The following is a 24,325-nucleotide window of genomic DNA, read 5'->3' on the forward strand; positions in this document are numbered from 1 at the left end:
TCGTGGGCCTGTCAATGTGTGATCGGTTTGCGCACCGCATCACGCGGCGCGCGGGTCTTGTTATCGATGGAACGGGAAGAGGGAAGTCAGGCCGCCGCGAACGCCGCCTTCATGTCGGCCACGCGGCGTCGCTCGCGCGCGATCATCATCTGGTTCACGACGATCACGCCGATCGTCACTGCGGTGATGAACAGCGTCGCGAGTGCATTCATTTCAGGGTTCAGGCCAAGACGCACACGCGAGAACACCACCAGCGGCAGCGTCGTCGAGCCGGGCCCGGACAGGAACGCCGACAGCACCAGATCGTCGATCGACAGCGTGAACGACAGCAGCCAGCCCGACAGCAGCGCCTGCGAGATCAGCGGCAGCGTCACCACGAAGAACACCTTCAGCGGCGTCGCGCCCAGATCGAGCGCCGCTTCCTCCAGCGACTTGTTCATCTCCTTCACGCGCGACTGCACGATGATCGCCACGTACGACACGCAGAGCATCACGTGGCCGATCCAGATCGTCACCATCCCGCGACCCTTCGGCCAGCCGAACATCTGCTCCAGCGCCACGAAAAGCAGCAGCAGCGAGATGCCCTGGATCACCTCGGGAATCACGAGCGGCGCGTTGATCATCCCCGTGTACAGCGTGAAGCCCTTGAAGCGGCCGAAGCGCGCGAGCACGAAGCCCGCCCACGTGCCGATCACGACCGACGCGGTGGCCGTCAGCAGGCCGATCTTCAGCGACAGCCACGCGGCCGTGAGCAGCTCGTCGTCCTGCCACAGCGCCGCGTACCACTTCAGCGAGAAGCCCGACCACACCGTCACCAGCTTCGACTCGTTGAACGAGTACACGACCAGGCTGATGATCGGGATGTACAGGAACAGAAAGCCGAAGGCGAGGACGCCTGTCGACAGCGGTTTGCTCGGCTTGATCATTTCGCTTCCTCCAGTTCCTTGACCTGGTAGTACTGGAACAGCGCCATCGGCACCAGCAACAGCAGCACCATCGCGACCGTCACCGCGGACGCCATCGGCCAGTCCATGTTGTTGAAGAACTCGTCCCACATCACGCGGCCGATCATCAGCGTGTCGGCGCCGCCGAGCAGCTCCGGAATCACGTACTCGCCGACCGCCGGAATGAACACCAGCAGGCTGCCGGCGATGATCCCGTTCTTCGACAGCGGCAGCGTGATGCGCGTGAACGCGACCCACGGTCTGGCGCCAAGGTCGTACGCGGCCTCGAGCAGCGTCAGATCCATCTTCACGAGGTGCGCATACAGCGGCATCACCATGAACGGCAGGTACGAATAGACCATCCCGATGTAGACGCCCGCGTCGCTGTGATAGAGGCGCAGCGGCGTGTGGATGATGCCCAGTGCGATCAGCGTGTGGTTCAGGAGGCCGTCATCCTTCAGGATGCCGATCCATGCGTACACGCGAATCAGGAACGACGTCCAGAACGGCAGCATCACGGCCATCATCAGCACGTTGCGCCGGCCCGGTTCCGAACGCGCGATGTAGTACGCCATCGGGTAACCGATCAGCAGGCACAGCAGCGTCGACACGGCGGCCATCTTCAGCGAGCTGAGGTAGGTCGCGATGTACAGGTCGTCCTGCAGCAGGAACGCGTAGTGCGACAGCTGCAGCGCGAAGTGCACGACGCCGTCCTTGATCTCGACGAGCGACGTGTACGGCGGGATCCCCATCACCTGGTCGGCGAAGCTGATCTTGAACACCAGCACGAACGGCAGCGCGAAGAAGATCGTGAGCCACACGAACGGCACGCCGATCGCGATGCCGCGGCCCGACGGCAGGAAGCGCGACAGCGCGGCGAAGCGGCTGCGGCGTTTGGCGGCCTGAGTCGTAGCGGTCGCACCGGTCGGCACCGGCGCGGAAGGAGTGGAAGCGGAAGTTCTCATCATGTCGCCCTCATTGCGTCAGCACGACGCCGCTGGCCGGCGACCACGACACGAACACGTCGTCGTTCCACGCCGGCGCGCTGTCTTGCATCAGGTGCGAGCTCGACAGGTTCGACACCACCGTCTTGCCGCTCGGCAGGCGCACGTGATACAGCGAATACGCGCCCATGTACGCGATGTCGGTCACGACGCCGCGCGCCCAGTTGTGATGCGAGCCGGGCTTTTCGCGGGACACGTGCACGCGTTCCGGGCGCACCGAGATGCCGACCGGCATGCCGAGCGGGCCGGTCACGCCGTGGCTCACGTACATGCGTGCCTCGAGGTCGTCGCTCTCGACGAAGATGTGATCGGGTTCGTCCTCGACCACACGCCCCTCGAACAGGTTCGTCGAGCCGATGAATTCGGCCGAGAAGCGGCTGTTCGGGAATTCGTACACTTCGCCGGGCGAGCCGATCTGCACGATCTTGCCTTCGCTCATCACCGCGAGGCGGCTCGCCATCGTCATCGCTTCTTCCTGGTCGTGCGTGACCATCACGCAGGTCACGTCGACCTTCTCGATGATGTTCACCAGTTCGAGCTGGGTCTTCTGGCGGATCTTCTTGTCAAGCGCGGACATCGGCTCGTCGAGCAGCAGCAGCTTCGGGCGCTTCACCAGCGAGCGGGCGAGCGCGACGCGCTGCTGCTGGCCGCCCGACAGTTGATGCGGCTTGCGCTTCGCGTACTTGCTCATCTGCACGAGCGCAAGCGCGTCGGCCACGCGTTCCTTTATTTCGTTCTTCGGCGTACCTTCCTGCTTCAGGCCGAACGCGACGTTCGACTCGACCGACATGTGCGGAAAGAGCGCGTACGACTGGAACATCATGTTCACCGGCCGGCGGTACGGCGGCAGCGACGCGAGGTCCTCGCCGTCGACGAAGATCTTGCCGGAGGTGGCCGTTTCCAGCCCGGCGAGCATGCGCAGCAGCGTCGACTTGCCGCAGCCCGAGCTGCCGAGCAGTGCGAACAATTCGTTTTTCGCGATCGTCAGATTCACGTTGTCGACGGCCGTGCTGTCGCCGAATTTCTTCACGACGTTTTCGATGCGCACGAACGCGTCGTTCTTCGAGCGGGCCGGGGCGGCCGGTTGGGTCTGGCGTGCAGCAGCGGAAGAGGGTATCGATTGCATGGGAGTCACCATTCGTTCTTCACGGATTGCAGGCGTGAGCGTCCCCGCGCGAGACGCGCAACGCGACTCGCGGACAACGGCTCGTGCCGGATGGAACAGGGCGCGCGGCGCGCGCAGGCGGACGGCGGTCCGCGTATCTCAGGCGCGCAGGCGTGGAGCGATGCCTGCGCCGCCGTGATGCATGGCGATCAGTGGCCCGTTTTCAGTTGCGCCCACAGACGGTTCTCGAGGCGCAGGATGTCGGCCGGCATCGGCTTCATCAGCACCATCTTCTTCAGCACGTCTTCGGGCGGATAGACGGTCGGATCCTGCGCGACGGCCGGCGTCACGAACTGATGCGCGGCCTTGTTCGCGGTCGGGTAGAACACCGTGTTGGTGATCGCCGCATTGACCTTCGCGTCGGACACGTAGTTGATCCACTTCAGCGCGGCCTCGGGGTGCGGTGCATCCTTCGGAATCACCATCACGTCGAACCACAGCAGGCCGCCTTCCTTCGGATTCGAGAACTTGATGTCGTACGAGCGCTTCGCCTCCGACGAGCGGCGATGCGCGATGCCGACGTCGCCCGACCAGCCGAGCGCGACGCACACGTCGTTGTTCGCGAGGTCGTTGATGTAGCCGGACGAGTTGAACTGGGTGATGTACGGGCGGACTTTCTTCAGGACTTCGAAGGCAGCCTGATAGTCGCCGGGGTTCTTGCTGTTCGGATCCTTGCCCATGTACTGCAGCGTGGCGGCGAACACGTCGACGGCCTGGTCGAGGAACGACACGCCGCAGCCTTTCAGCTTTTCCATGTTGGCCGGGTCGAACACCAGCGCCCAGCTGTCGACCGGCGCCTTGTCGCCGAGCGCCTTCTTCACTGCCTGCGCGTTGTAGCCGATGCCGTCGGTGCCATACGCCCACGGCACGCCGTACTGGTTGCCCGGATCGGCATCCGCGATCATCTTCATCAGCAGCGGATCGAGATTCGCGAGGTTCGGGATCTTCGACTTGTCGAGCTTCTGATACACGCCGGCCTGGATCTGCTTGGCCATGTAGTTCGAGGTCGGCACGACGATGTCGTAGCCCGAGCTGCCCGCCAGCAGCTTCGCCTGCAGCGTGTCGTCGCTGTCGTAGTTGTCGTACTTGACGTGAATGCCCGTCTGTTTCTGGAAGTTCGGAATCGTGTCGGGTGCGATGTAGTCGGACCAGTTGTAGACGTTCAGTTCGTCGGCGTGCGCCGACGGGCTGGCGACCGACGTGAACGCGGCCGCGGCGGCAAGGGCCGCGACGGAACAGGCTTGGCGAAGAAAGCAGGCACGCATGGTGGAATTCCCCTGGGTTATGGCGGCGTGCGGCACCCGCCGCACGCCTGTAGGCAAAGTCGTTACGAAAGGCCCAGTTGCTGGGCGGTCGCATCGACGGCCTTCTTCGCCTTCGATACGAGCTCATCGATTTCCTGACGCGAGATCACGAGCGGCGGCGACAGCAGCATCCGGTCGCCGGTCGCACGCATGATCAGGTTGCCGCTGAAGCAGAAGTCCCGGCAGATCGTGCCGACGTCGCCGCCGTTCACGAAGCGGCGGCGTTCGGCCGGCGACTCGGCGAGCTGCAGGCTCGCGACCATCCCGTGGCCGTGCACTTCGCCGACGATCGGATGACGCGCGAAGGTCTCGCGCATCAGCGCCTGGAAGTAAGGGCCCGTGTCGTGCTTGACGCGCTCGACGATCCCTTCGTCGCGCAGCAGCTTCAGGTTCGCGACCGCCACCGCCGCCGCGACCGGATGGCCCGAGTACGTGAGGCCGTGATTGAATTCGCCGTTGTCGATGATCGGGCGCGCGATGCGTTCGTGGATGCCCACCGCGCCCATCGGCACGTAACCCGACGTCAGGCCCTTGGCCATCGTGATCAGGTCCGGCTCGAAGCCGAAGTGCTGATGCGCGAACCATTCGCCGGTGCGGCCGAAGCCGCCGATCACTTCGTCGGCGACGAGCAGGATGTCGTACTTGCGGCAGATCCGCTGGATTTCCGGCCAGTACGTCGACGGCGGGAAGATCACGCCGCCCGCGCCCTGGAACGGCTCGCCGATGAACGCCGCGACGTTCTCCGCGCCGAGTTCGAGGATCTTCGCCTCGAGCTGCTGCGCGCGTGCGAGGCCGAATGCCTCGGGCGTCTCGCCGGCCTGCGCTTCGCCGAAGAAATACGGCTGGTCGATGTGCACGATGTGCTCGACCTTCGAGGGCATCTGCTCGTGCATGTAGCCCATCCCGCCGAGCGTGCCGCCCGCGATCGTCGAGCCGTGGTAGCCGTTCTTGCGCGAGATCACGTATTTCTTCTGCGGCTTGCCCTGCACGCGCCAGTACTGATGCACGAGGCGCAGCACGGTGTCGTTGCCTTCCGAGCCGCTGTTGCAATAGAAGAAGTGGTTGAAACCAGCGGGCGTCACTTCCGCGAGCATCGCGGAAAGCTCGATCACCGGCGGGTGCGTCGTCTTGAAGAACGTGTTGTAGAACGGCAGTTCCTGGAGCTGGCGATACGCGGCGTCGGCGAGTTCCTTGCGGCCGTAGCCGACGTTGACGCACCAGAGGCCGGCCATCCCGTCGATGACCTTGTTGCCGTCCGAGTCCCACAGATAGACGCCGTCGGCCTTCACGATCACGCGGCTGCCCGCGCGGTTGAGCGCGCCCATGTCGGAGAACGGGTGGATGTGGTGCGCGGCGTCGAGCGCGCGGTATTCGGCGGTCGAGCGTGCCTGCGTCGTGCGCGGTGCGGTGGCCGGCGCGGCCGGCTGGATCCATGCAGATTCGTTGCGGTAAGTCATGTTTCCTCCGTGATTCCGTATTCGGTCGTGCGCACGCTCAGACGTGCAGCAGCAGATGGCGGCGTTCCCACGAGCTGATCACGCGGAAGAACGCTTCGTATTCGGTTTCCTTCAGCGCGAAATACGCCTTCAGGAACTTGTGGCCGAGAATTTCGCCGAGCGGCTCGCATGCGGCCATCAGCGTGAGCCCTTCCTCGAGGTTGCGCGGCAGCTGGTACGGCAGTTCGTAGCCGTCGCTGACGAGCGGTTCGGTCGGTTCGAGACGCTGCGTCATGCCGAGATAGCCGGCCGCGAGCGTCGCCGCGAGCGCGAGGTACGGGTTGCAGTCGACGCCCGGGATCCGGTTCTCGATGCGGCGCGCGGCCGGGCCCGAGTGCGGGATGCGGAAGCCGACCGTGCGGTTGTCGTAGCCCCACTGCACGTTGATCGGCGCGGCCATGAAGCGCGACAGCCGGCGGTACGAATTGATGTACGGCGCGAAGATCGGCATCAAGGCGGGCGTGTATTTCTGCAGCCCCGCGAGGTAGTTGTAGAACATCGACGTCGCGCCGCCGGTTTCCCGCGACGTGAACAGGTTCTGGCCCGTCTCCTCGTCGACGATGCTCTGGTGCACGTGCATCGCCGAACCCGGCTCGTTTTCCATCGGCTTGGCCATGAACGTCGCGTACATGTTGTGACGCAGCGCGGCCTCGCGCACCGTGCGCTTGAACAGGAACACCTGGTCGGCGAGCGACAGCGCGTCGCCGTGCATGAAGTTGATCTCCATCTGCGCGGCGCCGACTTCGTGGATCAGCGTGTCGATGTCGAGGTTCTGTGCTTCGCAGTACTCGTAGATGTCCTCGAACAGCGGGTCGAACTCGTTGACCGCCTCGATCGAATACGACTGGCGGCCCGTCTCGGGGCGGCCCGTGCGGCCGACCGGCGGACGCAGCGGCAGGTCCGGATCCTTGTTCATGTCGACCAGGTAGAACTCGAGCTCCGGCGCGACGACGGGCTTCCAGCCCTTCGCCTTGTACAGGTCGAGCACGCGGCGCAGCACGTAGCGCGGCGAGATCTCGACGGGCGAGCCGTCGAAGTGCACGCAGTCGTGGATCACTTGCGCGGTCGGGTCGACCGCCCACGGGATCAGGCGAATGGTCGACGTGTCGGGCACGCACACCATGTCGGGGTCGGTCACGCCGGTCAGCGAGCCGTCTTCCGGATACTCGCCGGTGACGGTCTGCACCATCACGGCCTGCGGCAGGCGCATCGATTCGCCGGACGTGAACTTATTGCGCGGCGTGATCTTGCCGCGCGCGATGCCGGCCATGTCGGGAATGATCGCTTCGATCTCGGTGATCCGGTACTGCTTCAGAAATTCGTCGATGTCTTGCATGTTCGTTCTCGTTGGTTGTTCGACGCGCTCATGCGAGCGCGGCGGCGGCCCTGGTGCGCTCGCGGGCGTTCCGGCGGGCGCGGCATGCGTCGCCAAAGGCGCGGAAGATCGCGCTCGACAGCGGGTCATGCGCATGCCGCCATTCCGGGTGCCATTGCACGGCAAGGGCGAAGGCCGGTGCATCGACGACGCTGACGGCCTCGATCAGGCCGTCCGGCGCGACGGCTTCGACGGCGAGGCCGGCACCGAGCTGCGCGACGCCCTGTTTGTGCAGCGAGTTCACGTGCACGTCGTCGCGGCCGCCGGCGAGCGTGTGCAGCACGCCGCCGGGCGTCAGGCGCACGACGTGCGCGGGGCCGTATTGCGCGTCCATCGGCGCGTCGTCGTCCTCGCGGTGATCGGCGAGGCCGGGCACTTCGTGCACGCGCTGATGCAGCGTGCCGCCGCAGACGACGTTCAGCTCCTGGAAGCCACGGCACACGGCCAGTACGGGCACGCCAGCGGCGATCGCCGCGCGCAGCAGCGGCAGCGTCGTCGCGTCACGCGCGGGATCGTGCTTCGTGCCGGGCTCGCTCGGCTCGCCGCCATACAGGTGCGGCTCGACGTTCGAATAGCTGCCGGTAAACAACAGGCCGTCGACCGTGGCGAGCACGTCGTCGGTCGACTGGCGATCGCCGAGCGCGGGCAGGACCATCGCGAGCGCGTGTGCGCCGTCGACGATCGCCGCGACGTACTTGTCGCCGACCGTGTGCGACGCATGTGCGCCGATTTGCGTGAAGTCGGCGGTGATGCCGACGAGGGGTTTCCTTTCCATGACGTCAATCAGTTGTCCGTAGGGCCATGGCGTGCGTTACGCGGGAAAATCGCGAAATGCAGGCGCGACACGGCCCCGCAGCCTGGCGAAATGCGCAAGGCCGCTGGTGAATGGGCGCAACGGGGTCGCATGGCGATCCGCGCTGCGCGCGACGGTCAGGCCGTCGTTCGTTTCGTTGCGCTGCGCGACGCGGCAATGGATGCGCGAACGCGTTCCGTCACCGCGCAGACGACGCGGCTGACGAGCAGGCAGTTGAAACGAACGACGAGAAAAGGAGGAGAGGCGCTATGGCAGCAGCGATGCGACTTCGTCGGTATCGACGGCCACGAACGCGCGTGCGGAAACGGCGTTGTGACGGCGAACGGAACGACGGGACAGGATGGTGTAGATCGACAGATGCAGCAGGCGAGGACTATGCCAGCCGCAACTGCCATCGGAAGCGGGAACAGCGCTGCGCAAACTTCGCACATCGCCTCGATCCCACCTCACCAGAGGGCCACGGACTCTCACGATTACACTCGACTGGTTTGTTGAAAGTATTGAACACCTGATCGTTTCGGCGCGCGAGGCGTTTAAAATAATCGAGGTGCCGGACCTGCGTCATTTACATCGATGGGCATCAATTTTTACGTTGCAATAACGTTTTTCGGTGCCGATGAATGGCCAATGACGCTGACCTGAGAGCCAGCATATACGAGCCAAAAACGGCGTCAAATGTTTTTTGACGGTCTCGTGTCAGGGCTTTCCCGAGGCACTCCGAACAAAATATTCGTAAATGGAATGACCCGCTAGGTGTTCATTATTTCGAACGCCTTTCAGGGTTTTCCCCGCTGATGCGCGGCATAAAGTGATTAGAATATTCAACGGCTGCGTAACGCCGCTCCACGCGTCGTTTCACTTTTTCACCGCACTTCTATCGTGTCCGAAACCGAATCGATGTCCACCGAAGTCGCCGAGCGCCTGCGTTTCGTGCGCAACAAGCATGGCCTGTCGCAGCGTGAACTCGCGAAGCGGGCCGGCGTGACCAACGGCACGATCTCGCTGATCGAACAGGGGCGCGTAAGCCCGTCGGTCGGCTCGCTGAAGAAACTGCTCGAATGCATTCCGATGAGTCTCGCGGAGTTCTTCACGTTCGAACTCGTCGAATCGCGCTCGGTCGTATCGCGCCGCGACGAGATGCCGAACCTTGGCAACGACGCGCTCGCATTTCATCTCGTCGGCGCGGGCGTGAAGGACCGCAACATGTGCATCATGCGCGAGATCTACCAGCCGCTCGCCGATACGGGGCCCGAGATGCTCGTGCACGCGGGGCACGAGGGCGGCGTGGTCGTGTCGGGCAGGCTCGAGCTCACCGTCGACGGCGCGACCTGGCTGCTCGACCCCGGAGACGGCTACTACTTCGAAAGCCGTTTGCCGCACCGTTTTCGCAATCCCAGCGCGGAACAGCTCTGCGAGGTCGTGTCGGCGAATTCGCCGGCCACCTTCTGAGCCCGCATCACTGCATTCGTCGCCGGCAGTCTTGCCGTTGCGCGGCGTGCCGCAGCGCGAATGCCACGACAATTGAGGCATCCTGATGAACAAGTTGACTTTGGCTGACTGGCAGGACAAGGCGGCGTCGCTCACGATTGAAGGGCGCGCATTCATCGACGGCACGTCGCGCGACGCGCACGGCGGCAGGACGTTCGACTGCGTGAGCCCGATCGACGGTCGCGTGCTCGCGAAGGTGGCCGATTGCGGAGAGCCCGACGTGAACGCCGCCGTCGCGGCCGCGCGCCGCGCGTTCGACGCCGGCGTGTGGGCCGGACTGAACCCGCGCGCGCGCAAGGCCGTGCTGCTGCGCTGGGCCGCGCTGATGCGCGAGCATCTCGACGAACTTTCGCTGCTCGAGACGCTCGATGCGGGCAAGCCGATCGGCGACACCACGACGGTTGACGTGCCGGGCGCCGCTTATTGCGTCGAGTGGTTCGCCGAAGCGATCGACAAGGTCGGCGGCGAAGTTGCGCCGGCCGACCATCATCTCGTCGGTCTCGTCACGCGCGAGCCGGTCGGCGTGGTGGCGGCCGTCGTGCCGTGGAACTTCCCGATCCTGATGGCCGCATGGAAGTTCGGCCCGGCGCTCGCGGCCGGCAACAGCGTCGTGCTGAAGCCGTCGGAGAAATCGCCGCTGACCGCGATCCGCGTCGCGCAGCTCGCATACGAGGCCGGCATCCCGGCCGGCGTGTTCAACGTCGTGCCGGGCGCGGGCGAACCGGGCAAGCTGCTCGCGCTGCATCGCGATGTCGACTGCATCGCGTTCACCGGCTCCACCGCGGTCGGCAAGCTGATCATGCAGTACGCCGCGCAGTCGAACCTGAAGCGCGCGTGGCTCGAGCTCGGCGGCAAGTCGCCGAACATCGTGCTGCCGGATTGTCCGGACCTCGAGCGCGCCGCGCAGGCCGCGGCCGGGGCGATCTTCTACAACATGGGCGAGATGTGCACGGCCGGCTCGCGCCTGCTCGTGCATCGCGACATCAAGGACGCGTTCATCGAGAAGCTGGTGGCGGCCGCGCGCGCGTACGTGCCGGGCAACCCGCTCGATCCGTCGGTATCGATGGGCGCGATCGTCGACGGGATCCAGCTCGAGCGCGTGCTCGGCTACATCGATGCCGGACGCAAGGAAGGCACGCTCGTCACGGGCGGCGCGCGCGTGAAGGAGGAGACGGGCGGCTTCTACGTGGAACCGACGGTGTTCGAGGTAAAGCCCGATGCGAAGATCGCGCGCGAGGAGATCTTCGGCCCCGTGCTGTCGGTGATCGTGTTCGACGATGTCGACGAGGCGGTGCGGATCGCGAACGACACCGAATACGGGCTGGCCGCGGCCGTGTGGACGTCGAACCTGACGACCGCGCACGACGTGTCGCGCCGGCTGCGGGCGGGCACGGTGTGGGTGAACTGCTACGACGAAGGCGGCGACATGAACTTCCCGTTCGGCGGCTACAAGCAGTCGGGCAACGGCCGCGACAAGTCGCTGCACGCGCTCGAGAAATACACCGAGCTGAAGTCGACGCTGATCCGGCTGCGCTGACGCGGCCGGTGTGCGGGCGCGGTGCCGGGGGCGCCGCGCCCGCGCGCGTCAGGCCGAGCGCAATGCCGGGTGGAAGCCCGCGGCTTCGATGATCGACTGCACGCGTTCGGCGCCTTGCGCCGATTCGACCTTGACCGTCTTCGCGGCCACGTCGATGTCGAGCTTCGCGGCGGGGTCCGCTGCCGTCACGGCGCGCGTGATGGCGTTGGCGCAGCCGCCGCAGGTCATGTCCTGGACTTCGAATTCCATCGTGTTCTCCTGGGTTGATTGGCGATTCACAAACATCGCCAGCATGAAGCTTGCCATGGTGGGAAGGTCAAGCCATTCGTCGCGTTCGACACTGCACAAGCAATTTGTAAAGCTGATGTCAGACGAATCGCAATCTGCCCGTGTGCGTCAGTCCGAATTTTTCCCGATTGACGGCTGCGTACTGCCGGCGAAATCTCGCCGAGCCTTGCGCGACAAGGTGCGCGTCGCATCACTGACGCCCGATGTCCATGCCACGAGTAAGGGTACTGGGAGAGGGAAATGCGAATCGATCTTACTATCGGTTCCCCTCGATATTTCATTTCGGTACCCGTATGAATCGCTTCGCTTTCGGTTTCGCACTGGCCCTGCTGGGCGCATCGGCAACGTCCGCATTCGCTGCCGACGACGTCGTCAACCTGACCCTGAAGAACCACAAGTTTTCGCCCGACGGCGTGACGATTCCGGCCGGCAAGAAGGTGAAGTTCGTCGTGAAGAATCTCGATGCGACGCCCGCGGAATTCGAAAGCGACGATTTCAAGGCGGAGAAGGTCGTGCCGGCCGGCAAGTCGGTCGAGATCCTGGTCGGGCCGCTGAACGCCGGCACCTACGAGTTCCACGACGAGTATCATGAAGCGCAGTCGAAGACGCACCTGACCGTCAAATAAGCGGATATCGCCATGCTGTCTACCGCCCTGATCGTCTTTCGTGAAGTGCTCGAGGCCGCGCTGGTGGTGTCGATCGTAATGGCCGCGACGAAGGGCGTGCCGAGCCGCGGCTGGTGGGTCGGCGGCGGCCTCGTCGGCGGCGTGATCGGCGCCGGCCTGATCGCCGCGTTCGCCGACGTGATTTCGCAGTGGGCCTCCGGCATGGGGCAGGAAGTCTTCAACGCCGGCGTGATGTTCGTCGCGACGCTGATGCTCGCGTGGCACTGCATCTGGATGAGCCGCCACGGCCGCGAGATGGCGCTGCACATGGGCGAGGTCGGCCGGGCCGTCGCAGCCGGCAGCCGGCCGCTGACGGGGCTCGCGATCGTTGTCGGCGTCGCGGTGCTGCGCGAGGGCTCCGAGGCCGTGCTGTTCCTGTACGGCATCGCGGCGGGCGATCCGGGACAGACGCCGCAGATGATCGTCGGCGGGCTGCTCGGCGTGCTGGGCGGCGCCGGGCTCGGCTACGCGATGTATGCGGGCCTGCTGCAGATTCCGCTCAAGCGCCTTTTCTCCGTCACCAACGCGCTGATCGTGCTGCTCGCGGCGGGGATGGCGAGCCAGTGCGTCGGCTTCCTGCTTGCCGCCGGCCTCGTGCCGTCGTGGGGCGATGCGGTCTGGGATACCTCGTGGCTGCTGAAGGAATCGAGCATCGTCGGCAAGGCGCTGCATACGCTGATCGGCTATACCGCGCGTCCGGCGGGGATCCAGATCGTTGCGTACGTCGTCACGCTGGTCGCGATCGTCGTGCTGGCGCGGCTCGTCGGCCGGCCCCGGACGGTGGTGCCGCCACCGCGGCCCGTTGCCTGAGCGGGCCGGGGCCGAATGCAGAAAGGGGCGTCATTGACGCCCCTTTTTTCTTGCGTTGACGGCTCGCGCGCAGCCGCGCGGCCCGTTCAGCGATGGTTGTCGATCCATGCGCGGGCCCATTCGAGCCCCGCTTCGCGCGCTTCGTCCTCGGTATCGAACACGCCGAGCACGCCCGACGCTTCGACGAGCCGATTGTTCTGCGTGATCGTGCCGCTCGCCGCGAAGCGTTCGGGCTGCAGGATTTCATCCTGCTGCAGGATCGAATGGCCCCAGATCTGGTAGCCGTGATAGGTCTGCGCTTCCATTATCGCGTCACCTCCGCGGAGCGGCTGCTCGTGCCGACACGCAGCACGTTGCCGTCCGGTGTGTATTGCCGCGGGATGTCCGAGAACTTGAGTGCGTGCGGCGTGTCGGGCATGGCCGGCTGCATCACCGTGAGCCGGCCCGGCGTAGGCTGCGCGACCGGGCGCGGTGCGGCCGGCGCATCGACCGTCGCGGCGGTCGGTCGATGCGGCGTGCTTTTCACGGCTTGTGCGACGCGGCGCTTGTGCGGCTTGACCGCAGCCTTCGGCTGCACGCTCGCGTGCTTTTCCACGGTCTTGCCGCCGGCGTGCGCGTCGGCACCTGGGCGCGCTGCCGGCGCGCGGGCATCCGGCGTACGCGCCGCCGGCAACCGCGCCTCGGGCGGGTTCCAGACTTCGACGTAGTGCTCGGCCGCCCAGCCCGTCGACGCGAAGGTCAGCGCCAGCAATCCGCATCCAAACAGTCTTACCATGGTCTCTCCGTCAGTCTCGTCGGCGCGCCGGACCGCGCTGCGCCGATTGCTTACTCCACCGTCACCGACTTCGCGAGGTTGCGCGGTTTGTCGACGTCGGTGCCGCGCGCGCATGCGGTGTGATACGCGAGCAGTTGCAGCGGCACGACGTGCAGGATCGGCGACAGCTGCCCGTAGTGTTCCGGCATCCGGATCACGTGCAGGCCTTCGTCGTTGACGATCTGCGTGTCGGCGTCCGCGAACACGTACAGCTCGCCGCCGCGTGCGCGCACTTCCTGCATGTTCGACTTCAGCTTCTCGAGCAGCGTGTCGTTCGGCGCGACCGTGACGACCGGCATCGCTTCAGTGACGAGCGCGAGCGGCCCGTGCTTCAGTTCGCCGGCCGGATACGCCTCGGCATGGATGTACGAGATTTCCTTCAGCTTCAGCGCGCCTTCGAGCGCGATCGGGTAGTGCAGCCCGCGGCCGAGGAACAGCGCGTTTTCCTTGCGCGCGAATTCCTCCGACCACGCGATGATCTGCGGTTCGAGCGCGAGCACGCTGTTCAGCGCGGCCGGCAGGTGGCGCAACTGCTTCAGGAATTCGGCTTCCTGCGCGGCGTCGACGTGCCCGCGCAGCTTGCCGAGCGTCGCGGCCAGCACGAACAGCGCGACGAGCTGCGTCGTGAACGCCTTGGTCGACGCAACGCCGATCTCGGTGCCCGCGTGCGTCAGGAACTGCATCTCCGTGAGGCGCACCATCGCGCTCGTCGCGACGTTGCACACCGCGAGCGTATGCGTGTGACCGAGCGACTGCGCGTGCTTGAGCGCGGCGAGCGTGTCGGCCGTCTCGCCCGATTGCGAGATCACCAGCACGAGCTGGCGCGGGTTCGGCACCGATTCGCGGTAGCGGTATTCGCTCGCGATCTCGACCTGGGTCGGGATCTTCGCGATCGATTCGAGCCAGTACTTCGCGGTGAGGCCCGAGTAGTAGCTCGTGCCGCACGCGAGGATCAGCAGGCTGTCGATCTCCGCGAACGCGGCGGGGGCCGCATCGCCGAACAGCGTCGCGTCGAACGCTTCGGTTTGCGGCACCGTGTCGCCGATCGCGCGCGGCTGCTCGAAGATTTCCTTCTGCATGAAGTGGCGATACGGGCCCAGCTCGACCGCGCCGCCGTATGCGCTGACGACGCGGATCTCGCGTTGCGCGAGCGCGCCGTGACGATCGACGATCTTCACGCCGTCGAGCGACAGTTCGCACACGTCGCCTTCCTCGAGGAACGTGAAGTGGTCGGTGCTGCCGGCCAGCGCGAGTGCGTCGGACGCGAGGAAGTTCTCGCCGTCGCCGTGGCCGACGACGAGCGGCGAACCCTGGCGCGCGCCGACGACGGTGTGCGGCTGGTCCTTGTGGATCACGGCGATCGCATACGCGCCGTGCAACTGCTGCACGGCTTCGCGCACCGCGTCGAACAGGTTGCCGCGATACAGGCTGTGCACGAGGTGCGCGATGACTTCGGTGTCGGTCTGCGACACGAACTCGTAGCCCTTCGCGCGCAGCGCTTCGCGCAGCGGCTCGAAGTTCTCGATGATGCCGTTGTGCACCAGCGCGAGCGCGTTCGACGAGAAGATCGGGTGCGCGTTGTGCGTGACGGGCGCGCCGTGCGTCGCCCAGCGCGTGTGCGCGACGCCGGTCGTGCCTTCGAGATGCGATTCCTGCACCTGCGCATCGAGATCGGCGACGCGCGCGACGCTGCGCGCGCGCTTGGGCGCGCCCGGCTCGAGCACGGCGACGCCGCACGAGTCGTAGCCACGGTATTCGAGGCGCCGCAATCCTTCGATCAGCACCGGAACGATATTACGCTGCGCAACTGCGCCGACAATGCCGCACATGAATGGTCCATCCTGTAAGTCGACGCGGGCGCCGTCCGGGCGCCCGCTAAAGGTTCAGCTCTTCTTCTTGACCGGGCGGACGTAGCCGCTCATCGTCGTTTGGGTCTTCTCGTTCAATGCGAGCAGGCCGTCGGCAACGTCCTTCCAGATCGTCGTGCCGGCCGCGATCGTCACACCGCGGCCGACGCGCACCGGCGCGACGAGCTGCGTGTCGGAGCCGACGAACACGTCGTCCTCGATCACGGTGCGGAACTTGTTTGCGCCGTCGTAGTTGCAGGTGATCGTGCCCGCGCCGATGTTCACGCGCGCGCCGATGTCGGCGTCGCCGATGTAGGTGAGGTGGTTCGCCTTCGAACCGTGGCCGATCACCGCGTTCTTCACCTCGACGAAGTTGCCGACGTGCGCTTCGTCCGCGAGCTGCGCGCCGGGGCGCAGCCGCGCGTACGGGCCGATCACGGTGTTCGCGCCGAGTTCGGCGCCGTCGATGTGCGTGAACGCGTCGACGCGCGTGCCGGCGCCGACCGACGCGTTGCGGATCACGCAGTTCGGGCCGATCGTCACGTTGTCGGCGAGCGTCACGTTGCCTTCGAACACGCAGTTCACGTCGATCGACACGTCGCGGCCGCAGCGCAGCGTGCCGCGCACGTCGAGCCGCGCCGGATCGGCGAGCGTGACGCCGTCGACGAGCAGCGCATCGGCGACGTTACGCTGATGGATGCGCTCGAGCTCCGCGAGCTGCGCCTTGCTGTTCACGCCGAGCGTTTCCCATTCCTCGTCGGGCTGCGCCGTGACGATCTCGAAGCCGGCCTCGATCGCGAGCTCGACGACGTCGGTCAGGTAGTACTCGCCCTGCGCGTTCTCGTTCTTCAGCGCGCCGAGCCACATCGACAGCTGGGCCGTGGGCGTGACGATGATGCCGGTGTTGATCTCGGCGATCTTCAGCTGCTCGGGCGACGCGTCCTTCTGCTCGACGATGCGCGTGACGAAGCCGGACGCGTCGCGCACGATGCGGCCGTAGCCGGTCGGATCGTCGAGCGTGACGGTCAGAATCCCGTAGCGGCCCTCGCGCGCGGCGTCGACGAGACGCCGCAGCGTCGACGCGCGGGTGAGCGGCACGTCGCCGTACAGCACCAGCGTCGGTTGCGCGGGATCGAGCAGCGGCAGCGCCTGGCGTACCGCGTGGCCGGTGCCGAGCTGCTCGGCCTGCACCGCGAACTGCACGTCGGGCGCGGCGACGGCGGCCTGGACCTGCTCGGCGCCGTGACCGACCACGACGACGAGCCGCGACGGCTGCAGCGTGCGCGCGGTGGCGATGACGTGGGAGAGGAGCGGCCTGCCGGCCAGAGGGTGGAGCACTTTCGGCAGCGCGGAACGCATGCGCTTGCCGGTGCCTGCCGCCAAAATCACGATATTCATGGCGCCAGCTTGTCAGAGGAGTTCGAAGCCGTCCATTTTAGCATGCGGCCCCCGTCGTTCCGGGCCTGTCGCGGCGGGGCGACAGCGCCGGAACGACGCTGCGGCCCCGGTTCCGGCGGGTGTTCGGACCCTGCTTACAGGTCGTCGAACTGGACGATCGAGATCGGTTTCGCGGCGCCCGGCGCGGCGGTCTCTTCGCCGGACGCGCACGGCTCCTCGTCGAACGCGATGTCGCCCTGCGGATCGGCAACGCCGGTCGCGCGCAGCGACGCGAACGGGAACTGGGTCGTATCCATCAGGTGCGACGGCACGACGTTCGCGAGCGCGCTGAACATGTTGTCGACGCGGCCCGGGAAGCGCTTGTCCCATTCACGGATCAGCGCCTTCATTTCCGCGCGCTTCAGGTTCGGCTGGCTGCCGCAGAGGTTGCACGGGATGATCGGGAATTCGCGCAGCTCCGCGTATTTCTCGAGATCGGTTTCCTTCACGTATGCGAGCGGGCGGATCACGACGTTCCTGCCGTCGTCCGACTGCAGCTTCGGCGGCATTCCCTTCAGCTTGCCGCCGTAGAACATGTTGAGCAGCAGCGTCTGCAGGATGTCGTCGCGGTGGTGGCCGAGCGCGATCTTGGTCGCGCCGAGCTCGCCGGCCACGCGGTACAGGATCCCGCGGCGCAGCCGCGAGCACAGCGAGCAGGTCGTCTTGCCTTCGGGCACGAGCCGCTTGACGATGCTGTAGGTGTCCTGGTTCTCGATGTGGAACGGCACGCCGACCTGCGTCAGGTACTCGGGCAGCACGTGTTCAGGGAAGCCCGGCTGCTTCTGGTCGAGGTTGACCGCGACGATGTCGAAGTCGATCGGCGCGCGCTCGCGCAGGCGCAGCAGCACGTCGAGCATCGCGTAGCTGTCCTTGCCGCCCGACAGGCACACCATCACCTTGTCGCCCTGCTCGATCATGTTGTAGTCGCCGATCGCCTGGCCGACCTGGCGCACGATCCGCTTGAACAGCTTGTTGTTCTCGTACGCTTCCTTCTGCTCGCGGCGCGTCAGCACGCGGCGGCCGGTGTCGGCGGCGGTGGCTTCGATGGCGGCGCCATCGGCCGCCGTGTCGTTCATGTGGGGGGCGTTCATGCGCGCTCCTCGTCCTTGATGCGAAAGACTTCGACGCCGACGGCGTCGCAGTCCGGATAGGCGTCCGGTTTCTCGGTACAGACGCGTACCGCGCGCACGGCGTCGTGCGCCAGCAGGTTCGCGGCGATCGCGTCGCACAGCGTTTCCTGCAGGTGGATGTGGCCGCGCGCCACGCACTGCGCGACGCTCTGCTTCATCAGGTCGTAGTCGACGACTTCATGCAGCCGGTCGTCGACGGGGGTGGACAGCGCGAGCGGCACGAACAGGTCGACGTTGATGACGACGCGCTGCTCGCCGCGCTTCTCGTGTTCGAAGGCCCCGATGTTGATGTGCACCTCGTAGTCGCGCAGGTAGAGCCTGCGGCAGTCCGCGAGGCGGGGGTGCAGGAGAGCGGAAAACATGGTCGTCCCAGTCAAATTGGCGTGCGCGCACGCAAAGCGGCGCGGGCGGCGGCGATCACGCCGCGCGATCCGCGCGGTTCATTCATTCGGGCCGGCGGCGGGCGGCACCAGGTGCTCGCCGCCGTCGACGGTCAGCGTCGCGCCCGTGACGCCGGGCGCGCTCGCGAGATAGCAGGCCGCCGCCGCGATGTCGTTCGCGTGCGGCGCGTGGCCGCGCACGAGCGCCGCGACGCGCACCTTCGGCGCCAGCGCCAGCGCCAGCGCGGAGGTCGCGCGGTTCAGCGCGGCCTGCATCAGCGCGTGCGACAACTGCGCCGGCGCCGGGTGAAACAGGGCCTGATCCAGCACGTGGATCACGCAGGCGCGCAGCGATTCGTCGTCACGCGCGGCGTCGGGCGTCGCGTCGGCAAGCGCCCGGGCCAGCGCGAGCGGCGCCGTCACGTTGCGCGCGAGCGCGGCGGCGAGCGATGCGCCGTCCACGGTGTGCGCGTCGTCGGTGGCGGCGCATGCACTCACGAACACCGCACAGGCGGGCCGGCCGAGCGCCGCAGCACACGCGGCGACGAGCGCGGCCGCGTCGGTTTCCAGGGCCAGATCGGCGTCGAGCACGGCTGCACGGCGCCCGCGGGCGGCGACTTCGGCGACGAGCGCGTCGGCGGCCGCGCGCGGCGTGCCGGGGCTGCGCTGCAGCGCGACGTCCCAGCCGTGCTGCGCGAATCCGGTCGCGAGCGCGCGACCGAGCGACGCGGCGTCGGCCGCGCTGCCCAGCGCGCCGGCGACGAGCGCGATGCGCGGGGGCGACGTATCGGCTGAAACGGTCATTTACAATGCCGGGATGAACCCGAAAGCTCACGAACCCGCTAGTTTACCTGCTCCCGGCCCTGACGCGCTCGCGCAGTCCGAAACCCTTGCCGCGCAACTGCGCGACGAGATCGCGGCGGCCGGCGGCTGGCTGCCGTTCGACCGCTTCATGGAGCGCGCGCTGTATGCGCCCGGCCTCGGCTATTACAGCGGCGGCGCGCGCAAGTTCGGCCGCCGCGCCGACGACGGCAGCGACTTCGTGACGGCCCCCGAGCTGTCGCCGCTGTTCGCGCAGACGCTCGCGAATCCCATCGCGCAAGCGCTGGCGGCGAGCGGCACGCGCCGCGTGATGGAGTTCGGCGCGGGCACGGGCAAGCTCGCGGCCGGGCTGCTCGCGGCGCTCGATGCGCTCGGCGTCGAGCTCGACGAATACCTGATCGTCGACCTGTCCGGCGAACTGCGCGAACGGCAGCGCGACACGATTGCGGCGGCCGCGCCGGCGCTCGCCGCGAAGGTGCGCTGGCTCGACGCGCTGCCCGAGCGCTTCGACGGCGTCGTGGTCGGCAACGAGGTGCTCGACGCGATGCCGGTGCGCCTCTTCGCGAAGGCGGGCGGCGTGTGGCTCGAGCGCGGCGTCGCGCTCGACGCGCGGCACGCGTTCGTGTTCGACGACCGGCCCGCCGGCGCGGCCGGCCTGCCGCCGGTGCTCGCGACGCTCGACGTCGACGACGGCTACGTGACCGAGACGCACGAAGCCGCGCTGGCGTTCACGCGTACCGTGTGCACGATGCTCGGGCGTGGCGCGGTGCTGCTGGTCGACTACGGGTTCCCCGCGCACGAGTACTACCATCCGCAGCGCGACCGCGGCACGCTGATGTGCCACTACCGCCATCACGCGCATGACGACGCATTCCTGTACCCGGGGCTGCAGGACATCACCGCACACGTCGAATTCACGGGCATCTACGACGCGGGCGTCGCGACCGGCGCCGACCTGCTCGGCTACACGTCGCAGGCGCGCTTCCTGTTGAACGCGGGCATCACCGACGCGCTGGCCGCGATCGATCCTTCCGACATCCACCAGTTCCTGCCGGCCGCGAACGCGGTGCAGAAGCTGATCTCGGAAGCGGAGATGGGCGAGTTGTTCAAGGTGATCGCGTTCTCGCGCGGGATCGACGGCACGCTCGACGCCTTCGCGCGCGGCGACCGCTCGCACGCGCTCTGACGAGGCGCCCGGGATGCTGCGCTGGCTGATGGCGTCGTTCGTCGCGGTGATGATCCTGACGCGCTGCTGGCCGTGGCTCGGCAAGTTCGGCATCGGGCGGATGCCGGGCGACGTCACGCTGACGCTCGGCGGGCGGCGTTACCCGTTCCCGTTCATGTCGACGCTGGTGCTGACGATGCTGATGTCGATGGTGGCGCGGCTGCTCTGAGCCGCGCCGAACGCGGCGGCGCGCCGCGACCGGGCCGCGGCGCGCGCGGGATGGTTCGGCGCGTCACGGTTCGCGCGTTACAGTTCGATTTCGCCGAGGATGCGGTGCGCGAGCGCCTTCGCTTCGTCGAACGCCTCTTCCTCGCTCGGACTCGTCGTGTGGACGTCGTAGCGCATGTTCTCCGTCTCGTCGCCGTCGTCCCGGGCGAGGATCACGTAACCCTGGAACTGTCCGTTGGCGGCGTGCTGCGTATGCGCCTTGGCCGTGTAGATGCCTTTCGTGAACGTGTTCGTGTCCATCGTGCCTCTCCCGCAATAGGACACTTCATCGTAGCACTGCGGCGCAGCATGTACAGCGCCGCTAATCGGAGACCGATCAGCGCGCCGTCATCGTCCCGTCACCGTTCGAGCAGCGCGACGACCTCGTCGAGCGTCGGCGCATGCGCGCCCGTATGCCGGCACGCGGCGGCGCCCGCCGCGAGCGCGAACGCGAGATGCTCGCGCCACGACCGCTGCGGCGCGGCCATCAGGCTGAACAGCATGCCGCCGATCGACGCGTCGCCCGCGCCGACGGTGTCGACCACCTCGACGCGCGGCGGGCTGGCCTCGAGCACGTCGCCGTCCGCGTAAAGCGTGGCCGCCTGCGCGCCGCGCGTGACGAGCACGGCCGCGCGCGGATTCAGCGCGCGCACCGCGGCGACCGCATCGGGGCCGTCGCCGCCGAACAGGTGGCGCAGGTCCTCGTCGGACACCTTGATCAGGTCGGCGAGCGCCGCCATCTTCTCGAGCGTCGGCCGGTACGCGGCCGTCATCAGGTTCCGGTAGTTCGGATCGAAGCTGATCTTCACGCCGCGCGCGTGCAGGTCGGCCGCGAGCGCGACGAGCGTGCTCGCGAGCGGTTCGCGCACGAGGCTGATGCAGCCGAAGTGCGCCCACTTCACGTGTCCGGCCCAGCCGGCCGGCAGCCGCGCCGGGTCGAACGCGAGATCCGCGCTCGCTTCGCCGATGAAGAAGTACGCGGGCGGCCGCGTCTCGTGGACGATTGCGAGCAGCGGCGCACGCGGCACCCGCTGCAGGAAGCGCAGGTCGAGCCCGGCCGCCTCGCTGGTACGCCACAGCACGTCGGAGAAGCAGTCTTCGCCGATCGCGCCCGCGAGCGCGCTCGGCACGCCGAGCCGCGCGACCGCGCGCGCGACGTTCCAGCCGGCGCCGCCCGGCACCGAGGTCCACTGCGCGTCGCCCGCGCGCACCATGTCGGTCAGGATGTCGCCCGCCGACACGAAGGCCGGAAAGGTGCCGCCGCTCATTGCGTCGGCTCGCTGCGCGCCGCGCGCGCGAGGGTCGCGAGCACGTCGTAGCATGCGCCCATCGTGTGATAGTCGGTCTTGCCGGCCGGGCTCTTCTCGTCGCTGTACTTGCGGTTGTCGCAGGTGAGGATCCGGTACCACGCGCCGTAGCGGTGATCGACGAAATGCGTCCAGCTGTAGCGCCAGATCTCGTCGTACCAGTCCCAGAAGCGCTCGCTGCCGGTGCGCGCGCCGAGCATCGCGGCCGCCGCGAAGGTTTCCGCCTGGACCCAGAAATACTTGTTGTGGTCGCAGATCGTGAAGTCCGGGCCGAAGCCGTAGCAGAGGCCGCCGTGATCGGCGTCCCACGCATGCGCGAGCGCCGCGTCGAACAGCTCGGCCGCGCGCGGCACGAGCCAGTCGAGCGGGCGGTGCCGCTCCAGGATCAGCAGCAGCTTCGCCCATTCGGTCTGGTGCCCGGGCTGGAAGCCCCACGGACGGAAGATGTTCGAGCTGTCCTCCTTGTTGTAGTCCCAGTCGACCGACCAGTCCGCATGGTAGTGCTCCCACACGAGGCCGCCCGACAGCGAAGCCTGGCGCCGCGTGATGTGGGTCGCGAGCTTTTCCGCGCGATCGAGATAGGTGAGATGGCCGGTCGCCTCGTACGCCGCGAGCAGCGCTTCCGTCATGTGCATGTTCGCGTTCTGGCCGCGGTACGACGACACGTTCCAGTTCGGCGTCGCGTCGTCCGCGTAGAGGCCGGCGGCCGCGTCCCAGAAGCGGTGCTCGGCGAGCTCGTAGGTCGACGCGATCAGCGCGCGCGCTTCATCGATGCCGGCCATCGCAGCGTGCGCGGCCGCCAGCAGCACGAACGCGAGCCCGTAGCAGTGGCGCGTGCCGTCGAGCGTCGCGCGTTTCGCGCCGTCGCGCCAGTCGAGTTCCCAGTCGTAGCCCTGCAGCGCTTCATCCCAGTGCGCGTCGCGCAGGAAGCGCAGCCCGTGGCGTGCGTAGTCGAGGTGGCGCGGATCGCCGAAATGCCGGTACGCCATCGCGTAGTTGAAGACGAACCGGCAGCTGCTGACCAGGTGCCGCGACGTGCGGTTGTAGATGCTGCCGTCGTCGCGGAAGTAATGGTAGAAGCCGCCCGTCGGGTCGAACGCGTTCTGCGCGTAGAAGCGCAGCGTGTCCTCGATGTGCGACAGCAGGAACGACGGATCGCGGAAGCTCGCGACGAACGGTGCCGCTTGCGCGTGGGCGGCCGGCGCGGCCGTGCGGGATTGGACCGGGGGCATGTTCATGATTCGGTGACCGTGGCGGTATCGAGTGCCGGTGAGCCGGCGGGCTGGCTGCTGGCCCGTACGATCAGTTCGACGGGCAGGGAGATCTCGGTGCGCTCGGGCGATTCGGCGAGCAGCAGTTCGACGCCGCGGCGGCCGAGCGCTTCCTTGTCGACGGCGAGCGTCGTGAGCGGCGGGTTCGCGTGCGCGGCGGCGGGGATGTCGTCGAAGCCGACGATCGCGATGTCTTCCGGAATCCGCACGCCGCGCGCGATGCACACGCGCTGCGCGGCCAGCGCGGCGGCGTCGTTGTACGCGAACACGGCGTCCGGGCGCGGGCCGGGCGCGTCGAGCAGCTGCTGCATCGCGCGCGCGGCGCCGGTGTCGGGGTCGAGCCCGGCGTCGATCGTCACTTCGTACGCGGGATCGAACAGCCTCCCGGCCTCGAAGAACGCGCGGCGGTAGCCGATCGCGCGCTGCGCGATGCTGAAGTGCGCGGCCGAGCCGCCGATGAACGCGATCCGCGAGCGGCCGATGGCGAGCAGGTGGCGCATCGCGAGCGCCGCGCCCGTCGCGTTGTCGATGTTCACCGAGCGCAGGCCGGGCGCCCACAGGTCGATCAGCACGAGCGGCCGGCCGGTCGCGGCGAGCGCCTCGATCGTCTCGGGCTCGATGAAGCCGGCCACCGCGATCGCGTCGGGCGCGTGCGGGCGCATCTGGCGCAACACGTCGTCGTTCGGGCCGACCGTGAGCAGCGTCGGCACGATGCCGCGCTCGCGGCACGCGTCCTCGACACCGTGCAGCACGTGCGAGAAGAACGGGCTGGCGGGAAAGCGGTTGTGCTGGCGGTGCAGCAGGAAGGTGAGCCGGCGGATGCGCGGGCGCAACTGGGCCGGGTCGTAGCCGAGGTGCTGCGCGATCTCGACGACGCGCGCCCGCGTGGCTTCCGACAGGCCCGGCTGGTTTTTCAGCGCACGGGAGACGGTGCCGATCGAGACCTCTGCCGCCCGCGCTACGTCGCGAATGGTGGTGCCCATCGTTCGGGTCCG

At 67.3% G+C, this 24,325-nt stretch carries 26 protein-coding genes; 6 read left to right on the top strand and 20 right to left on the bottom strand.

Translation table 11 applies throughout. The annotated features are described in order from the left end of the window. Window positions 1–86: 86 nt before the first annotated feature. From LGM71_RS28040 to LGM71_RS28075, 8 genes are all read right to left on the bottom strand, one after another. Entirely contained in the window at window positions 87–926 is an 840-nt protein-coding gene (locus LGM71_RS28040) for an ABC transporter permease subunit (RefSeq protein WP_044847895.1), read from the bottom strand. Further along, a complete protein-coding gene (locus LGM71_RS28045; RefSeq protein WP_175815942.1) occupies window positions 923–1,909 on the bottom strand; it encodes an ABC transporter permease subunit in 987 nt (328 codons plus the stop codon). The genes LGM71_RS28040 and LGM71_RS28045 overlap by 4 nt, the downstream gene beginning before the upstream one ends. 10 nt (window positions 1,910–1,919) lie before the next feature. Beyond that, window positions 1,920–3,074, bottom strand: a complete 1,155-nt coding sequence (locus LGM71_RS28050; RefSeq protein WP_226117633.1) for an ABC transporter ATP-binding protein — start codon at window positions 3,072–3,074, stop codon at window positions 1,920–1,922. A 188-nt stretch (window positions 3,075–3,262) separates the two neighbouring features. Beyond that, window positions 3,263–4,378: a polyamine ABC transporter substrate-binding protein gene (locus LGM71_RS28055; protein WP_174913806.1), complete on the bottom strand. Its 1,116-nt coding sequence runs from the start codon at window positions 4,376–4,378 to the stop codon at window positions 3,263–3,265. Between the two features lie 62 nt (window positions 4,379–4,440). Beyond that, window positions 4,441–5,874, bottom strand: coding sequence for an aspartate aminotransferase family protein (locus LGM71_RS28060; protein WP_226117635.1), 1,434 nt, complete (start codon window positions 5,872–5,874; stop codon window positions 4,441–4,443). A 37-nt stretch (window positions 5,875–5,911) separates the two neighbouring features. Beyond that, window positions 5,912–7,249: a glutamine synthetase family protein gene (locus LGM71_RS28065; protein ID WP_059605738.1), complete on the bottom strand. Its 1,338-nt coding sequence runs from the start codon at window positions 7,247–7,249 to the stop codon at window positions 5,912–5,914. Between the two features lie 28 nt (window positions 7,250–7,277). Next, window positions 7,278–8,063 carry a gamma-glutamyl-gamma-aminobutyrate hydrolase family protein gene (locus LGM71_RS28070; RefSeq protein WP_226117637.1) on the bottom strand — a complete coding sequence of 262 codons (786 nt, stop codon included), beginning with the start codon at window positions 8,061–8,063 and terminating at the stop codon, window positions 7,278–7,280. Between the two features lie 285 nt (window positions 8,064–8,348). Beyond that, window positions 8,349–8,531: a hypothetical protein gene (locus LGM71_RS28075; protein ID WP_006488040.1), complete on the bottom strand. Its 183-nt coding sequence runs from the start codon at window positions 8,529–8,531 to the stop codon at window positions 8,349–8,351. Window positions 8,532–8,999: 468 nt separating this feature from the next. Between LGM71_RS28075 and LGM71_RS28080 the strand changes: the two genes are divergently transcribed. Together LGM71_RS28080 and LGM71_RS28085 are read left to right on the top strand one after the other, a co-directional pair. After that, entirely contained in the window at window positions 9,000–9,551 is a 552-nt protein-coding gene (locus LGM71_RS28080; protein WP_014895828.1) for a cupin domain-containing protein, read from the top strand. Window positions 9,552–9,636: 85 nt separating this feature from the next. Further along, window positions 9,637–11,127, top strand: a complete 1,491-nt coding sequence (locus LGM71_RS28085) for an aldehyde dehydrogenase (protein ID WP_124901959.1) — start codon at window positions 9,637–9,639, stop codon at window positions 11,125–11,127. A gap of 48 nt (window positions 11,128–11,175) precedes the next feature. Here LGM71_RS28085 and LGM71_RS28090 read toward each other — a convergent pair whose 3' ends face one another. Continuing rightward, window positions 11,176–11,376 (bottom strand): heavy-metal-associated domain-containing protein, encoded by a 201-nt coding sequence (locus LGM71_RS28090; protein ID WP_006754615.1) that lies wholly within the window; start codon window positions 11,374–11,376, stop codon window positions 11,176–11,178. Window positions 11,377–11,708: 332 nt separating this feature from the next. Between LGM71_RS28090 and LGM71_RS28095 the strand changes: the two genes are divergently transcribed. Both LGM71_RS28095 and LGM71_RS28100 read left to right on the top strand, forming a co-directional pair. Then, complete coding sequence (locus LGM71_RS28095) at window positions 11,709–12,041, top strand: cupredoxin domain-containing protein (RefSeq protein WP_059605730.1); 333 nt, start codon at window positions 11,709–11,711, stop codon at window positions 12,039–12,041. 12 nt (window positions 12,042–12,053) lie between these two features. Continuing rightward, window positions 12,054–12,890 (top strand): FTR1 family iron permease, encoded by an 837-nt coding sequence (locus tag LGM71_RS28100; protein ID WP_124629788.1) that lies wholly within the window; start codon window positions 12,054–12,056, stop codon window positions 12,888–12,890. 86 nt (window positions 12,891–12,976) lie between these two features. Here the strand turns inward: LGM71_RS28100 and LGM71_RS28105 are convergent, their stop codons facing one another. The 7 genes from LGM71_RS28105 to LGM71_RS28135 form a co-directional block, all read right to left on the bottom strand. Further along, window positions 12,977–13,195, bottom strand: coding sequence for a hypothetical protein (locus tag LGM71_RS28105; RefSeq protein WP_059450688.1), 219 nt, complete (start codon window positions 13,193–13,195; stop codon window positions 12,977–12,979). Continuing rightward, the gene (locus tag LGM71_RS28110; RefSeq protein ID WP_226117639.1) at window positions 13,195–13,665 is read right to left on the bottom strand and encodes a hypothetical protein; all 471 of its coding nucleotides are present in this window, start codon (window positions 13,663–13,665) and stop codon (window positions 13,195–13,197) included. The genes LGM71_RS28105 and LGM71_RS28110 overlap by 1 nt, the downstream gene beginning before the upstream one ends. Window positions 13,666–13,715: 50 nt before the next feature. Further along, the gene (gene glmS / locus LGM71_RS28115; protein WP_226117641.1) at window positions 13,716–15,533 is read right to left on the bottom strand and encodes a glutamine--fructose-6-phosphate transaminase (isomerizing); all 1,818 of its coding nucleotides are present in this window, start codon (window positions 15,531–15,533) and stop codon (window positions 13,716–13,718) included. 54 nt (window positions 15,534–15,587) lie between these two features. Beyond that, entirely contained in the window at window positions 15,588–16,949 is a 1,362-nt protein-coding gene (gene glmU / locus LGM71_RS28120) for a bifunctional UDP-N-acetylglucosamine diphosphorylase/glucosamine-1-phosphate N-acetyltransferase GlmU (RefSeq protein ID WP_226117643.1), read from the bottom strand. A 134-nt stretch (window positions 16,950–17,083) separates the two neighbouring features. Further along, a complete protein-coding gene (ttcA, locus tag LGM71_RS28125) occupies window positions 17,084–18,079 on the bottom strand; it encodes a tRNA 2-thiocytidine(32) synthetase TtcA (RefSeq protein WP_059605714.1) in 996 nt (331 codons plus the stop codon). Then, complete coding sequence (locus LGM71_RS28130) at window positions 18,076–18,480, bottom strand: dihydroneopterin aldolase (protein ID WP_059450683.1); 405 nt, start codon at window positions 18,478–18,480, stop codon at window positions 18,076–18,078. The genes ttcA and LGM71_RS28130 overlap by 4 nt, the downstream gene beginning before the upstream one ends. Before the next feature lie 78 nt (window positions 18,481–18,558). Next, window positions 18,559–19,302, bottom strand: coding sequence for an SDR family oxidoreductase (locus LGM71_RS28135; RefSeq protein ID WP_124901963.1), 744 nt, complete (start codon window positions 19,300–19,302; stop codon window positions 18,559–18,561). 13 nt (window positions 19,303–19,315) lie between these two features. Between LGM71_RS28135 and LGM71_RS28140 the strand changes: the two genes are divergently transcribed. Together LGM71_RS28140 and LGM71_RS28145 are read left to right on the top strand one after the other, a co-directional pair. Next, window positions 19,316–20,506 (top strand): class I SAM-dependent methyltransferase, encoded by a 1,191-nt coding sequence (locus LGM71_RS28140; protein WP_226117645.1) that lies wholly within the window; start codon window positions 19,316–19,318, stop codon window positions 20,504–20,506. A gap of 13 nt (window positions 20,507–20,519) precedes the next feature. Beyond that, complete coding sequence (locus LGM71_RS28145) at window positions 20,520–20,714, top strand: DUF2905 domain-containing protein (protein ID WP_226117646.1); 195 nt, start codon at window positions 20,520–20,522, stop codon at window positions 20,712–20,714. A gap of 77 nt (window positions 20,715–20,791) precedes the next feature. Here LGM71_RS28145 and LGM71_RS28150 read toward each other — a convergent pair whose 3' ends face one another. The 4 genes from LGM71_RS28150 to LGM71_RS28165 form a co-directional block, all read right to left on the bottom strand. Continuing rightward, window positions 20,792–21,013, bottom strand: a complete 222-nt coding sequence (locus LGM71_RS28150; protein ID WP_059450680.1) for a hypothetical protein — start codon at window positions 21,011–21,013, stop codon at window positions 20,792–20,794. 98 nt (window positions 21,014–21,111) lie between these two features. Further along, on the bottom strand, window positions 21,112–22,020 hold the full coding sequence (locus LGM71_RS28155) for a carbohydrate kinase family protein (RefSeq protein ID WP_059685317.1): 909 nt from the start codon (window positions 22,018–22,020) through the stop codon (window positions 21,112–21,114). Continuing rightward, window positions 22,017–23,297 carry an AGE family epimerase/isomerase gene (locus LGM71_RS28160; protein WP_226117648.1) on the bottom strand — a complete coding sequence of 427 codons (1,281 nt, stop codon included), beginning with the start codon at window positions 23,295–23,297 and terminating at the stop codon, window positions 22,017–22,019. The genes LGM71_RS28155 and LGM71_RS28160 overlap by 4 nt, the downstream gene beginning before the upstream one ends. Further along, window positions 23,294–24,313 (bottom strand): LacI family DNA-binding transcriptional regulator, encoded by a 1,020-nt coding sequence (locus LGM71_RS28165; protein WP_059605698.1) that lies wholly within the window; start codon window positions 24,311–24,313, stop codon window positions 23,294–23,296. The genes LGM71_RS28160 and LGM71_RS28165 overlap by 4 nt, the downstream gene beginning before the upstream one ends. Window positions 24,314–24,325: the final 12 nt, after the last annotated feature.

It is taken from the genome of Burkholderia sp. AU33545, assembly GCF_020419685.1.
GTDB classification, from domain to species: Bacteria; Pseudomonadota; Gammaproteobacteria; order Burkholderiales; family Burkholderiaceae; genus Burkholderia; species Burkholderia diffusa.